The organism is Sphingomonas sp. R86521 (assembly GCF_042466235.1).
GTDB lineage: Bacteria > Pseudomonadota > Alphaproteobacteria > Sphingomonadales > Sphingomonadaceae > Sphingomonas.
In genome coordinates this window covers 925,177-937,985 of sequence record NZ_JAXHBY010000001.1, presented here as the reverse complement: position 1 = coordinate 937,985, position 12,809 = coordinate 925,177, and the positions used below count along the sequence as shown (strand labels likewise).

Here is a 12,809-nt window from a genome sequence, read left to right as displayed (position 1 = left end):
CCTGTTCCGGTATCCATCTCTCCGCGGGCGTGGAGGATCGCGGCATGACCGAAGACCCCATCCGCCGGTGCATCCTATCCGGCGAGCGCGACTCGCGCCCGCATCTCGTCCGCCTGGCGCTCGCGCCCGACGGCACGATTCATCCCGACGTCCGCGCGAAGGCCCCCGGGCGTGGCGCCTGGATCGGCGTCACCCGTGCCGAACTCGAGGTTGCGCTGAAGAAGGGCAAGCTCAAGGGCGTGCTGACTCGGGCGTTCAAGACCGCCGAGTTCACGCTGTCGCCCGATCTGCCCGCGCAGGTCGAGGCGGCGCTGGAGCGCAATGCGATGGACCGGCTGGGGCTCGAATCGCGTAGCGGCACGGTGCTGATCGGCTCCGACCGGATCGCGCAGAACGCGCGGTCGGGGAAGCTCGCCAGCCTGTATCACGCGTCCGACGCGAGCCAGGACGGCAACCGCAAACTCGACCAGGCGTGGCGGATCGGCAACGATGTCGAGGGCTCCGGGCTGCGGGGGTTGGCACTGCCGGTCACGCGCACCATATTGGGATTGGCGCTGGGCCGCGAAAATGTGGTACACATTGGCCTGACTGATCGTGCTGCGGCAAAGCGGGTGAGCGAAGCGCTCGACCGCTGGCTGCATTTTATCGGACCCGAACCTACCCCCGTGCCTTGCGAAACGGCCTCGCAGGGCGCATCGGCGTCCGAACTTTCTGGCGAACTTTCCGGCACCCGACCGGCCGCAAACGTACACGAGGAATTTGAGTGAGCGACACCGACAACGAGAAGCCGAAACTTGGCATGCGCGCACCTCTGGGTGTGAAGCGCACGGTCGAGACCGGTCAGGTGAAGCAAAGCTTCAGCCATGGCCGGTCCAACACGGTGATCGTCGAAACGAAGCGTGCGCGTGTCCTGCGCCGGCCGGGCGAGCCCGAGCCGGTCCAGGAGGCGGCACCCGCACCGGCGCCCGTCGCGGCTGCTGCTGCGCCGGCACCCCAGGCGCGTGCGCCCGAGCCGGTCGCACCGCGCCCGGTGCCGAGCAACCTGTCCGCGCAGGAGCGCCAGGCGCTGTTGCTGCGCCAGGCCGAAGAGCAGCGCATGAACACGCTGGAGGAAACGCGTCGTCGCGCCGAGAGCGATCGCACGCGTGCCATCGAGGAAGAGCGCCAGCGCGCCGAGAACCGGGCGAAGGCCGCGGCCGAGAAGGCAGCGCCGGCTCCCGAGCCAGCCGCTGCTGCCGAGCCGGCCCCTGCGCCTGCCCCCGAGCCGGTCGCGGCTCCCGTGGCGACGCCGGTCGTCGCCGAGCCCGCCGCGGCGCCGACGCCCGCGCCGACCCCGGCGCCAGTGGTTGCCGCGCCTGTGCCCGCTCCGGCACCTGTCGCGGCGCGTCCCGCTCCGGTGCCCGCCCCTGCCCCGACTCCGGCTCCTCCGCCGCTGACGGTCGAACTGACGCGCGATCCGTCGATGCCGGCACCGCGCCGGTTCTCGCCGGTCGCCCGTCCCGAGCGCCCTCCCCCGCCGCCGCCCAAGCCCGTCGAGGCACCTGCTCCGGCAGCGACCGCGACGACGGCTGGTGCTGCGCGTCCCGGTGCGACCGGTCCGAACGCGGTTGCCGGTGGCGTTCGCCGCGACGCGGTGCCGAGCCGTCCGCAGCAGCGCGACCGCAAGGGCGACGATCGTCGCACCGCGGGCAAGCTGACCGTCAACCGCGCGCTTGGCGATGGCGATGGTGCGCGTGCGCGTTCGCTCGCCGCGCTGAAGCGTGCCCGCGAGAAGGAACGCCGTGGTTCGGGTGGTCCGCGCGAGCCGCAGATCAAGCAGGTCCGCGACGTCGTCGTGCCTGAGTCGATCACGGTGCAGGAACTCGCCAACCGCATGGCCGAAAAGGGTGCGGACCTGGTCAAGACGCTGTTCAAGATGGGCATGCCCGTCACCATGACGCAGACGATCGACCAGGATACCGCCGAGCTGCTGGTGACCGAGTTCGGCCACAACCTGACCCGCGTCAGCGATTCGGACATCGATATCGCGTCCGACTTCGAGATGGACGAGGAGGACACGCTGCAGGCGCGTCCGCCGGTCGTCACGATCATGGGGCATGTCGATCACGGCAAGACCAGCCTGCTCGACGCGCTGCGCGGCACCGACGTCGTGCGCGGCGAAGCGGGTGGCATCACCCAGCACATCGGCGCCTATCAGGTGACGTTGAAGGACAAGTCGAAGATCACCTTCCTCGACACGCCGGGCCATGAGGCGTTCACGCAGATGCGTGCGCGTGGTGCGGACGTCACCGACATCGTCGTGCTGGTCGTCGCGGCCGACGACGGGCTGATGCCGCAGACGATCGAGGCGATCAACCACACCAAGGCGGCCGGCGTGCCGATGATCGTGGCGATCAATAAGATCGACAAGGAAGGCGCCAATCCGCAGAAGGTGCGCGAGCGCCTGCTGGAGCATGAGGTGATCGTCGAGGAGATGTCGGGCGACGTCCAGGACGTCGAAGTCTCGGCACTCAAGAAGACCGGTCTCGACCAGCTGATCGAGAAGATCCAGCTGCAGGCCGAGCTGCTCGACCTCAAGGCGAACCCGAACCGCGCTGCGGAAGGCACCGTGATCGAGGGCAAGCTGGACAAGGGCCGTGGCCCGGTCGCGACCATCCTGGTCAACCGCGGTACGCTCAAGATCGGCGACATCTTCGTCGTCGGTGCCGAGAGCGGCAAGGTCCGTGCGCTGGTCGACGACAAGGGTCGGCAGATCAAGGAAGCCGGGCCGGCGATGCCGGTCGAGGTCCTGGGCCTGTCGGGCGTGCCGCTGGCGGGCGATCCGCTGTCGGTGGTCGAGAACGAGGCGCGTGCCCGCGAAGTCGCGGAATACCGCAAGGGCGTGAAGACCGACAAGCGCACGACGTCGGTTCCGGCGAGCCTGGAATCGATGTTCTCCGCGCTCAAGGAAAAGCAGGCGATCGAGTATCCGCTGGTCGTCAAGGCGGACACGCAGGGCACCGTTGAGGCGATCGTCGGGGCGATCAACAAGATCTCCACCGACCTGATCAAGGCGCGCGTGCTGCATTCGGGCGTCGGTGGCATCACCGAGTCCGACGTCACGCTGGCCGGGGCTTCGGGCGCGCCGATTATCGGCTTCAACGTCCGTCCGAACGCCAAGGCACGCGAGATCGCCGAGCGTCAGAAGGTCGCGTTCAAATATTACGACGTGATCTACGACCTGATCGACGAGATCCGCGCCGGCATGGCCGGCGAGCTTGGGCCGGAAGCGTTCGAGACGGTGGTCGGCCGTGCCGAAATCCGCGAGGTCTTCTCGGCGGGCAAGCATGGCAAGGCGGCGGGTCTGCTCGTCACCGAAGGCAACATCCGCAAGGCGCTCAAGGCACGTATCACGCGCAACGACGTCATCATCTACCAGGGCGAAATCGCATCGCTGCGTCGCTTCAAGGATGATGTCGCGGAGGTCCGTGCGGGGCTCGAGTGCGGCGTGACGTTCACGTCGAACTTCGTGGATATCAAGGCCGGCGACGTCCTCGAGACGTTCGAAGTCGAGATGCGCGAACGCACGCTGTAAGTACTGCTCCCCCTCCCGCTCGCGGGAGGGGGCTGGGGGGTGGGCACCCGCCATCCACGGCGCGAGACGCTGAGGCCGGGAGCCCACCCCCGGCCCCTCCCGCAAGCGGGAGGGGAGTTTGAGTATTATGAAAACCGACACCAACGAAACCAAGATCGTCCGCGGGCTTCGCGTCGGCGAGCAGGTGCGTCACGCGCTGTCCGATATCCTCGCGCGCGGCGACGTCCATGACCCGGTGCTGGAAAAGCACATGGTCACGATCACCGAAGTCCGGATGTCGCCAGATCTGCGCCACGCCACCGCGTTCGTGAAGCCGTTGCTCGGCAAGGACGAGGCGATCGTGCTGAAGGCGCTGCGCACCAACACCGCGTTCCTGCAGCGCGAGTGCGCACAGCGGGTCCAGGCGCGGTTCGCCGCCAAGCTGAAGTTCATCGCCGACGAGAGCTTCGACGAGGGCACGCATATCGACCAGCTGCTCAAGCAGCCGGAGATCGCGCGCGACCTGACCGCCGACGAGGGCTAGGCGACCATCAGGCGCCGACCCCGTGCGATCAGCGCCCCGCAACTCGCCCAGAGGATAAGCGCACACGGGATGCCGGTCGCGGCATAGCGATCGACGGGGGGCAGCAGCAACGCGAGCGCCCCGACTGCGATCATCGCCAGCCCGGTCGCGTAATAGACTTGCACCGGGATCCCGCGCGCGAGCGGCAGGAAGTGCAGGCCGACGATGATCGCGAGGATCGGCACCGCGGCGTCGGGGATGCCAAGCTTGGGGCACAGCGTGAACGTCGCGAATATCGCGACCCCCTGGATGCTGCTCCAGATCGCGATAAGGCGCCCGATGCGTCGGCCTTCGGCCGCGGTTCGCTCGGGCAAGTCGATGCGGCTGGCCCAGCCGATCAAGCCCGCGGAGATCGCGATCGGTATCGCCATGGCCGGGAGTCCAAGCGGACTAAAACCGATCGCCCCCCATATCGCCGCAAAGACACCCAAAACCCAGATCGCGCCGCGCATATGTCATCCCCCTGAAAGACCCGGGCACGCTAGCGAAGGACGGGGCGCTGTCCAGCAGCGTCGATTGACTCGGCCATCGGTAAGACGCATCTTACCGACATGGGTATCGCCATCACCATGTCGTCCAAGGGCCAGATCGTCATACCCAAGGACGTGCGCGATGCGCTCGGCCTGAAGGCCGGCGAACGGCTCAGCCTCGAGCGCGTCGGCCGCCGACTGATCCTTGAGGTACCCGAAGAGACACGTGAATCGATCAGCTACGAGGAGTTTCGCCGGCGTATGCCGCGTTACGACGGGCCACCGATCGCGGTAGAGGACATGACGATCGACTGGAATTACGTTGCCGAACACGAAGGACCGGCCGAACGCGAAGAACGGGCTGAACGCGAAGAACGGCTCGACGGGGAGTGATCGCCGTCGACACGAATATCGTCCTGCGACTGATCTTGAACGATGATGCCGGACAGATCGAGGCCATCAGGGCGCTGATGAAACGCAACCGGCTGTTCGTGTCGTTGACCGTGTTGCTGGAGACCGGCTGGGTCCTGGAAAGCCGCTACCGGATGCCGCGACACGACGTGGCGGCGGCATTGGACGGTGTTGTTGCGCTGGAAGGGGTCGCGATCGGCCGACCGGCGCTCGCGGCCTGGGCGGTGGACCGTTATCGTGCCGGCGGCGATTGGGCGGACATGATCCACCTCGCCGCCGCGGCAAAGACCGACGGCTTCGCAACGCTCGACCGCCGCGTCATGCGCCACGCGGGTCCCGACTCCCCCATTCCCATCGAGACGCTCGCCTGATGGCCAAACTCTATTTCTACTACGCCTCGATGAACGCGGGGAAGTCGACCAACCTGTTGCAGGCGGACTTCAACTACCGCGAGCGGGGGATGGCGACGATGCTGTTCACCGCCGGCGTCGACGACCGCTTCGAGCACGGCACGATCACGTCGCGGATCGGGCTGTCGGAGGCGTCGATCGCGTTCGATGCGACTACCGATCTCGGCAAGTGCGTGGCGGATCGGTTGCGCCACGAACCGATCGCGTGCGTGCTGGTCGACGAGGCGCAGTTCCTGTCGGCGGCGCAGGTCGATCAGCTCGCGCATATCTGCGACGTGCTGGGCGTCCCGGTGCTGGCATACGGGCTGCGCACCGATTTCCAGGGCGCGCTGTTCCCCGGGTCGGCGCGGTTGCTGGCGATCGCCGACTCACTGGTCGAGATCAAGTCGGTGTGCGTGTGCGGGCGGAAAGCGACGATGAACCTGCGCGTCGATGCGCAGGGCCACGCGATTGCCGAAGGGCGGCAGACGGAGATCGGCGGGAACGATCGCTATGTCGCGCTGTGTCGGCGGCATTTCACCGAGGCTCTGGGGTAGCGCGAGTCCTACCCGCGTCATCCTGACGAAAGTCAGGACCCAGGGTACCGAACACCGTCTTTCCGGGCTCTGGGTCCTGACTTTCGTCAGGATGACGGACGGAGTCGGATTTGCTCTCGCCTCAATCAAACCGCTAGGGCCGGCGGATGCATGGATGGATCATTCTCGACAAGCCGCTGGGCCTGGGATCGACGCAGGGCGTCTCGGCGGTGAAGCGCGCGCTGCGGGCCGGCGAGTACGGCAAGTTCAAGGTCGGGCATGGCGGGACGCTCGATCCGCTCGCGACGGGCGTGCTGCCGATCGCGGTCGGCGAGGCGACCAAGCTTGCGGGGCGGATGCTCGACAGCGACAAGGTGTATGATTTCACGGTGATGTTCGGGGTGCAGACCGACACGCTGGATGCGGAGGGGGTGCCGGTAGCGACGTCGGATGTGCTGCCGACGCTGGCGGCGGTCGAGGCGGTGCTGGCGCAGTTTACCGGGCCGATCGCGCAGGTACCGCCGGCGTATTCCGCGCTGAAGGTGAATGGGGCTCGGGCGTATGACCTGGCGCGGGCGGGGGAAGAGGTGGTGCTCGCGAGCAGGAACGTGACGGTGCATTCGCTTCTCCGTCACCCCGGACTTGGTCCGGGGTCCACCGTTCCACGAGCGCCGGAGCATGCGGAGGAGTGGACCCCGGACCAAGTCCGGGGTGACGGAGTGGAGCGGGATGGGCCCCTGCCCCACTCCCCCCTGGACGAGGTCACCCTCACCGCGCATGTCTCGAAAGGCACCTACATCCGCAGCCTCGCGCGCGACATCGCGCTGGCGCTCGGCACCGTCGGCCACGTCACGATGTTGCGGCGGACCAAGGCCGGTCCGTTCGACCTCTCGTCGGCGATATCGCTGGACAAACTGGCCGAACTCGGGCATTCGCGCGCCCTAGACGACATACTTCTGCCCTTGAGGGTGGCGCTGGACGACATCCCGGCTCTCTCCCTCACCCCCGATCAGGCAGGAGCGCTCCGGCAGGGGCGCGTCTTGGTCGGGATCGCCGCAGACGATGGCCAATACTTCGCCGAACTGGAGCATGTTCCGGTCGCGCTGGTGGAGGTCGAGGACGGCAACGTCCGCATTGTCCGCGGTTTCAATCTATGATGTCGAGGACGAAGAATTCATGACGATTACCGCAGAACGCAAGACCGAACTGGTCAAGATCCACGCACGCGCCGAGGGCGACACGGGTTCGCCCGAGGTCCAGGTCGCGATCCTGACCGAGCGGATCAAGAACCTGACCGAGCATTTCAAGGGCCACAAGAAGGACAACCACTCGCGTCGTGGTCTTCTCATGATGGTCAACAAGCGCCGGTCGCTGCTGGATTATCTCCGTCACAAGGACGGCCAGCGGTACCTGGACCTGATCGCCGCACTCGGCCTTCGCAAGTAATTCGGACGGCTCCCCTCGGGGGGCCGTTTTCGTATATAGGGTTGTTCTCCCGCGAAGGCGGGAGTCCAGACTGGGCCCCCGCCTTCGCGGGAGAACAGGAAGTGCCAGGACACAATTCGGTGGACTGGTCAGAAGCGACAACTCGCTTCGAACCGCCGCGGGCCGGCTAAGCCCGCACATAGGCCCCAAACGCATCTGGCGTTTGGAGTGAAGGAAAAAGAATGTTCGATACCAAGACCGTAAGCGCCCAGTGGGGCGGCAAGACGCTGACGCTCGAGACCGGCCGCGTTGCTCGCCAGGCTAACGGCGCAGTCCTCGCCACCCTCGGCGAGACCGTCGTTCTGTGCGCCGTGACGGCTGCACGGACCGTCAAGGAAGGGCAGGATTTCTTCCCGCTCACCGTCCATTACCAGGAGAAGTTCTCCGCGAGCGGCCGCATCCCCGGCGGCTTCTTCAAGCGTGAGCGCGGCGCGACCGAAAAGGAGACGCTGACCAGCCGTCTCATCGATCGCCCGATCCGTCCCCTCTTCCCCGAGGGTTTCTACAACGAGATCAACGTGATCTGCCAGGTTCTGTCGTATGACGGCGAGAACGAGCCGGACGTCCTCGCGATGGTCGCCGCCTCCGCAGCCCTGACGATCTCGGGCGTGCCGTTCATGGGCCCGATCGGCGCAGCCCGCGTCGGTTACGTCGATGGCGCGTACATCCTCAACCCGACCCTGGAAGAAGCCAAGGCTGGCGATCTCGACCTCGTCGTCGCCGCCACCGGCCAGGCCGTGATGATGGTCGAATCGGAAGCCAAGGAGCTTTCGGAAGAGATCATGCTCGGCGCCGTGCAGTTCGCCCACAAGGCCTGCCGCGAAGCCGCCAATTTGATCATCGATCTGGCCGAGAAGGCTGCCAAGGATCCTTGGGAAATGGCCGAGCAGGCTGATCTCTCGACCGCCAAGGACAAGTTGAAGAAGCTGATCGGCAAGGACATCGCCGCCGCCTACAAGGTGACCGACAAGTCCAAGCGGTCCGACCTGCTGAATGCCGCTCGTGCGAAGGGCAAGACGGCATTTGCCGATGCGTCCCCGCAGGACCAGATGGCAGCCGGCAAGCTGATGAAGAAGCTGGAAGCAGAGATCGTCCGCGGCGCCATCCTCAAGGACGGCACCCGCATCGACGGCCGCACCACCACGCAGATCCGTCCGATCGAGGCGATGGTGCACTTCCTCCCGCGCACGCACGGCTCGGCGCTGTTCACGCGCGGCGAAACGCAGTCGATCTGCACCACCACGCTCGGTACGCGCGATGCGGAGCAGATGATCGACGGCCTCAACGGGCTGTCGTACGAAAACTTCATGCTGCACTACAACTTCCCTCCCTATTCGGTCGGTGAAGTCGGTCGCTTCGGTGCGCCGGGTCGTCGCGAAGTCGGTCACGGCAAGCTCGCATGGCGCGCGCTGCACCCGGTGCTGCCGACCAAGGAAGAGTTCCCGTACACGATCCGCGTCCTGTCGGACATCACCGAGAGCAACGGCTCGTCGTCGATGGCGACGGTTTGCGGCGGATCGCTGAGCATGATGGATGCGGGCGTTCCGCTGAAGCGTCCGGTGTCGGGCATCGCGATGGGCCTGATCCTCGAGGGCAAGAACTTCGCGGTTCTGTCGGATATCCTCGGCGACGAGGATCACCTCGGCGACATGGACTTCAAGGTGGCTGGCACGTCCGAGGGCATCACCACGATGCAGATGGACATCAAGATCGCTGGCATCACCGAGGAGATCATGGGCAAGGCGCTGGCGCAGGCCAAGGAAGGCCGCGCGCACATCCTGGGCGAGATGGCCAAGGCACTCGACCACACCCGTGAGGAACTGTCGGCGCACGCACCGCGCATCGAGAGCTTCCAGATCGACAAGTCGAAGATCCGTGAAGTCATCGGCACCGGCGGCAAGGTGATCCGCGAGATCGTCGCGCAGACCGGCGCCAAGGTGGACATCGACGACGAGGGCGTGATCAAGGTGTCGTCGTCCGACCCCGCGCAGATCGAAGCTGCGATCAAGTGGATCAAGGGCCTCGTCGAGGAAGCCGAAGTCGGCAAGGTCTATGACGGCAAGGTCGTCAACCTGGTCGATTTCGGGGCGTTCGTGAACTTCATGGGTGGCAAGGACGGTCTCGTCCACGTGTCCGAAATCAAGAACGAGCGCGTCGAGAAGGTGTCCGACGCCCTGACCGAAGGCCAGGAGGTCAAGGTCAAGGTGCTAGAGATCGATCCGCGCGGCAAGGTTCGCCTGTCGATGCGTGTCGTCGACCAGACGACCGGCGAAGAGCTGGAGGACACGCGTCCTGCACGTGAGCCCCGCGAGGGTGGTGACCGTGGTCCGCGCGGCCCGCGTCGTGACGGCGATGGCGGTCGTGATGGCGGCGGCAATGGCGGCGGCGGCGGTGGCCGTGGTCCTCGCGGCGAAGGCGGCGGCGGTGATCGCGGCTCGCGTGGCCCGCGTCGTGACGGCGACGGTGGCCGTGATGCGGCCGGCGGCGGTCGCGAAGGCGGCGGTCGCGGCCCGCGCCGTGACGGTGGCGGCGACCGCGCCCCCCGTCCCGAGCGTGCGGAAGGCGGCGAGAGTTCGGGTTCCGAGCTGCCGGCCTTCCTGACCAGCGATCGCGACTAAGCCATCGCCGCACGGCGGTAATGGTAAGAGGGGCTCGGGAAACCGGGCCCCTTTTTCGTGGCAGGCTCGCTTTGCCGCGATCCGGTCCGATACGCTGATTGATATCGGAGCTAAGTTGCATGCCCGACCTTCGAACCGATAGGGCGCCCATTCGCAAATCTGTCGTACGCGTAGCGCAGGCCGGAGCAGGCTGGATAATCAGGGCCGATGCTTAACCTTTACATCATGCTCGCATCCTAGACGTGGTCGCTGGCAACGGGTGAGGCGCAGTGGCGCGAGGCGACGACGACAATTATATTCCGCAACTCAGTGGTATTCCTGCTGCCGGTCGGGACCGGACGTGGCGGGCTTCCTTAGGCAAGATGGCGTTCGCCATAGCGGTATTCGCGGTCGTCTTCGGTGGCGGGACCTTCCTCATGCAGTCCCGTGCCGCGATGCGCGCGGCGTCTGCGACTTTGCCTGGCCGCGGCGTCGTCGACCGCTGTAGCGTCTGGTTCATCGGCAGTTCGTCGATCCACAAATGGGCGACATTGGCGAGCGACATGGCACCGCTGGCGGTGCGCAATCGCGGCGTCAACGGGGCGATGATGCCCGAGTTGATCCAGATGGCCCGCAACGAACCACGCGAGGTCCCCCCGCGTGCAATCGTGTTCTACGCGGGCGAGAACGATATCGCCAACGGCGCCCGCGCAGTCGACGATCTGGCCAGCCTGCGCGCGTTTCTGGCCCTGAAGGCGCGCCGCTGGGGTACGATCCCGGTGATCGTCGTCGCCTTGAAACCAACCCCGACGCGGTGGGGCAATCTTCCCGAGCAGACCGTTTTCAATGACGCGGTGGGTACCCTCGCGGCGCAGACGCGGGGATTGACCTTCGTCGACATCGTCCCGCTATTCCTGGTGGATCACCGTCCAGGCGCCTTCTACGTCGACGACGGCATTCACCTCAATCCGGCTGGGTACGCGCGATTGACCGCGGCGATCCGCCCCGCGCTGGATGCCGTACTTCGGGATGCTCCGATGCCGGGCTGCGACCGCGCGGTGCTCGCCGCTCAATCCAGCGCGTGGCGGTGACGGTAAGCGGCTCCGCAATGATAGCGCCGATCCTGCCACCCATGGGTGGCAGGATCGAAGGCCTGGCATTCTGGCGGGCGGTTTTGATGCTGGCCGGTGTCGTACTGCATGCGGTGATGGGCCTCGAGAATATTCCAATCCTGTGGGCGATACCCCTGATATCGCATGCCTTCAGAATGGGCAGCTTCATGCTGATATCCGGGCTGCTCTGTGGTCACGCGCTTGCACGCCGGTCTTCGCCGCTCGTGTGGCTGGGGCGACGGAGCGTACAGATCGGCGTGCCCTTGCTGGTCGGCCTGCTGACGGTTTGCCCGCTGCTCGGCATGATGTTCGGTAATCCGCCGGATAGGCCGGGCTGGCCCTTCCCGGTGGCGCATGACTGGTACCATTTGTGGTTTCTCGTCGCCTTGCTCGCCTATGCGCCCCTGAGCTACGCACTCCACCAGCTTGACCGCCGGCAGGACATCGTGGGCGCGATCGACCGTGTCCTGAACGAGGACCGACTTGGCAGCTCGCGCTGGGTGCAGACGGCAATCCTGTTCGGCACGGCGGCCGCCTGTTACACGCTGATGGCCATCACGCGCACGATGCTGGCGGGCTATATCGATTCGCCCTATGGGCCGGCGCTGGCGCAGGTCTCGCTGATGACGGGGTACGCACCCTTCTATCTGCTGGGGTTCCTGCTGGCGCGCTCACGCAACCTATGCCGCGCCATGACCCGTTCCGCGTACGCGCCCATCGTCATCCTGTTCGCCGTGGGTGGCCTGTACGCAATCTGGTTCGGGGCGATCGGCGCGACGGTCGATCCGACGCGACGGATCATGATCGACGACTTGGTCGAGATGATCGGAATGTCCGTGTGTCCGGTCGCGGCGTCGGTCCTCATCCTGCGGTCGGCGATCGCGATGCCCGCCGTGCCGCCGCTCGTAAAGCGCCTGTCCGCGGCGTCGTTCACGATCTACATCTTACATTTTCCGATAATCGTCGCGACGAAGATCGTGCTGCTCGATATGGCCTGGAACCCCTATACGAAGTTCGCCATCGCGATCGCGTCGGGTACCGTCATCGCGTATGCGGTGCATGTCATGCTGATCGAACGGTTTCCCGTGATGGCGTTCCTGGTCAACGGGCGACTTCCCGATACCGTCAAACCTGCGTTGCCGATTGTAGTCTAGAACTTCGGCGGCTGATACCGACGATGGAGCATCGCTCGTGTCCGTTCGGGTTCGGTAGCGCGACAGCAACGCCGCAACCGTGTCGACGCGCCGAATTCGTGAGGCTGGTGGGGAGCTTCTGTTGCTCGGTGCTCCCCGTACCGCCGGTGTCCACTTCTGTTGCCCGGTGTGGCCCGAACCGCGCTTTCGTCCGTATAACCTAGGTCGTTAGACCGTCAGTTATGCGGCAATTGCGAGTGCTTCGTTATCGTTGGCACTTGTGTATGGGCCGTTGCGGTGGTCCCATTCCGAGCGAAACATAGCGTCGTTGAACACACGTCGATCCTAGTTCGACCCCGTCATCGTCCCCCTCTTGCGAAGGGGGCGGTGGTGGAGTCGCCGGGTACTGCCCCCGGGTCCGCTGTGTCTATGACACGCCACGGTTTATCGCCATAGCCGGCGGAGGAAGTTTCCCCCATCGGCATGACCGATATAGGCACGCACCGCGCAGATGAAAAGCCCGCCTTTCGCTCGCCATAA

Annotated in this window: 12 protein-coding genes and 1 other RNA gene; 11 read left to right on the top strand and 2 right to left on the bottom strand. The window is 65.8% G+C overall.

Annotated elements, in window-relative coordinates; translation table 11 throughout:
• Positions 1-44: 44 nt before the first annotated feature.
• The 3 genes from SJY20_RS04460 to rbfA all read left to right on the top strand — a co-directional run bounded on the left by SJY20_RS04460 (position 45) and on the right by rbfA (position 4,097).
• Complete coding sequence (locus SJY20_RS04460) at positions 45-767, top strand: DUF448 domain-containing protein (RefSeq protein ID WP_380785396.1); 723 nt, start codon at positions 45-47, stop codon at positions 765-767.
• The gene (gene infB / locus SJY20_RS04455) at positions 764-3,574 is read left to right on the top strand and encodes a translation initiation factor IF-2 (protein WP_380785395.1); all 2,811 of its coding nucleotides are present in this window, start codon (positions 764-766) and stop codon (positions 3,572-3,574) included. The genes SJY20_RS04460 and infB overlap by 4 nt, the downstream gene beginning before the upstream one ends.
• Before the next feature lie 127 nt (positions 3,575-3,701).
• Positions 3,702-4,097: a 30S ribosome-binding factor RbfA gene (rbfA, locus tag SJY20_RS04450; RefSeq protein WP_380788556.1), complete on the top strand. Its 396-nt coding sequence runs from the start codon at positions 3,702-3,704 to the stop codon at positions 4,095-4,097.
• Here the strand turns inward: rbfA and SJY20_RS04445 are convergent.
• Positions 4,094-4,507 carry a DUF7010 family protein gene (locus tag SJY20_RS04445; protein ID WP_380785394.1) on the bottom strand — a complete coding sequence of 138 codons (414 nt, stop codon included), beginning with the start codon at positions 4,505-4,507 and terminating at the stop codon, positions 4,094-4,096. The two genes, rbfA and SJY20_RS04445, sit on opposite strands and share 4 nt — an antisense overlap.
• A gap of 180 nt (positions 4,508-4,687) precedes the next feature.
• Here SJY20_RS04445 and SJY20_RS04440 point away from each other — a divergent pair, with 180 nt between their 5' ends.
• The 8 genes from SJY20_RS04440 to SJY20_RS04405 all read left to right on the top strand — a co-directional run bounded on the left by SJY20_RS04440 (position 4,688) and on the right by SJY20_RS04405 (position 12,290).
• On the top strand, positions 4,688-4,999 hold the full coding sequence (locus SJY20_RS04440) for an AbrB/MazE/SpoVT family DNA-binding domain-containing protein (protein WP_380785393.1): 312 nt from the start codon (positions 4,688-4,690) through the stop codon (positions 4,997-4,999).
• Positions 4,996-5,388, top strand: a complete 393-nt coding sequence (locus SJY20_RS04435; RefSeq protein WP_380785392.1) for a type II toxin-antitoxin system VapC family toxin — start codon at positions 4,996-4,998, stop codon at positions 5,386-5,388. The genes SJY20_RS04440 and SJY20_RS04435 overlap by 4 nt, the downstream gene beginning before the upstream one ends.
• Positions 5,388-5,963, top strand: a complete 576-nt coding sequence (locus SJY20_RS04430; RefSeq protein ID WP_380785391.1) for a thymidine kinase — start codon at positions 5,388-5,390, stop codon at positions 5,961-5,963. Before SJY20_RS04435 ends, SJY20_RS04430 begins: the two co-directional genes overlap by 1 nt.
• Before the next feature lie 146 nt (positions 5,964-6,109).
• Positions 6,110-7,099, top strand: a complete 990-nt coding sequence (gene truB / locus SJY20_RS04425) for a tRNA pseudouridine(55) synthase TruB (protein WP_380785390.1) — start codon at positions 6,110-6,112, stop codon at positions 7,097-7,099.
• A 19-nt stretch (positions 7,100-7,118) separates the two neighbouring features.
• Positions 7,119-7,388: a 30S ribosomal protein S15 gene (gene rpsO / locus SJY20_RS04420; RefSeq protein WP_380785389.1), complete on the top strand. Its 270-nt coding sequence runs from the start codon at positions 7,119-7,121 to the stop codon at positions 7,386-7,388.
• A 221-nt stretch (positions 7,389-7,609) separates the two neighbouring features.
• Positions 7,610-10,045: a polyribonucleotide nucleotidyltransferase gene (gene pnp / locus SJY20_RS04415; RefSeq protein ID WP_380785388.1), complete on the top strand. Its 2,436-nt coding sequence runs from the start codon at positions 7,610-7,612 to the stop codon at positions 10,043-10,045.
• Between the two features lie 362 nt (positions 10,046-10,407).
• Positions 10,408-11,115, top strand: coding sequence for a GDSL-type esterase/lipase family protein (locus SJY20_RS04410; protein WP_380785387.1), 708 nt, complete (start codon positions 10,408-10,410; stop codon positions 11,113-11,115).
• A gap of 17 nt (positions 11,116-11,132) precedes the next feature.
• Complete coding sequence (locus SJY20_RS04405; RefSeq protein WP_380785386.1) at positions 11,133-12,290, top strand: acyltransferase family protein; 1,158 nt, start codon at positions 11,133-11,135, stop codon at positions 12,288-12,290.
• 145 nt (positions 12,291-12,435) lie between these two features.
• Here SJY20_RS04405 and ssrA read toward each other — a convergent pair.
• Positions 12,436-12,791, bottom strand: a transfer-messenger RNA (tmRNA) gene (gene ssrA / locus SJY20_RS04400).
• Positions 12,792-12,809 lie beyond the last annotated feature (18 nt).

Excerpts from the sequence above, each read along its gene's own strand:
- SJY20_RS04460 (WP_380785396.1), top strand. The coding sequence starts at position 45 with ATGACCGAAGACCCCATCCGCCGGTGCATCCTATCCGGCGAGCGCGAC.
- rbfA (WP_380788556.1), top strand. The coding sequence starts at position 3,702 with ATGAAAACCGACACCAACGAAACCAAGATCGTCCGCGGGCTTCGCGTC.
- SJY20_RS04445 (WP_380785394.1), bottom strand. The coding sequence starts at position 4,507 with ATGGCGATACCGATCGCGATCTCCGCGGGCTTGATCGGCTGGGCCAGC.
- SJY20_RS04440 (WP_380785393.1), top strand. The coding sequence starts at position 4,688 with ATGGGTATCGCCATCACCATGTCGTCCAAGGGCCAGATCGTCATACCC.
- SJY20_RS04430 (WP_380785391.1), top strand. The coding sequence starts at position 5,388 with ATGGCCAAACTCTATTTCTACTACGCCTCGATGAACGCGGGGAAGTCG.
- truB (WP_380785390.1), top strand. The coding sequence starts at position 6,110 with ATGCATGGATGGATCATTCTCGACAAGCCGCTGGGCCTGGGATCGACG.
- rpsO (WP_380785389.1), top strand. The coding sequence starts at position 7,119 with ATGACGATTACCGCAGAACGCAAGACCGAACTGGTCAAGATCCACGCA.
- pnp (WP_380785388.1), top strand. The coding sequence starts at position 7,610 with ATGTTCGATACCAAGACCGTAAGCGCCCAGTGGGGCGGCAAGACGCTG.
- SJY20_RS04410 (WP_380785387.1), top strand. The coding sequence starts at position 10,408 with ATGGCGTTCGCCATAGCGGTATTCGCGGTCGTCTTCGGTGGCGGGACC.
- SJY20_RS04405 (WP_380785386.1), top strand. The coding sequence starts at position 11,133 with ATGATAGCGCCGATCCTGCCACCCATGGGTGGCAGGATCGAAGGCCTG.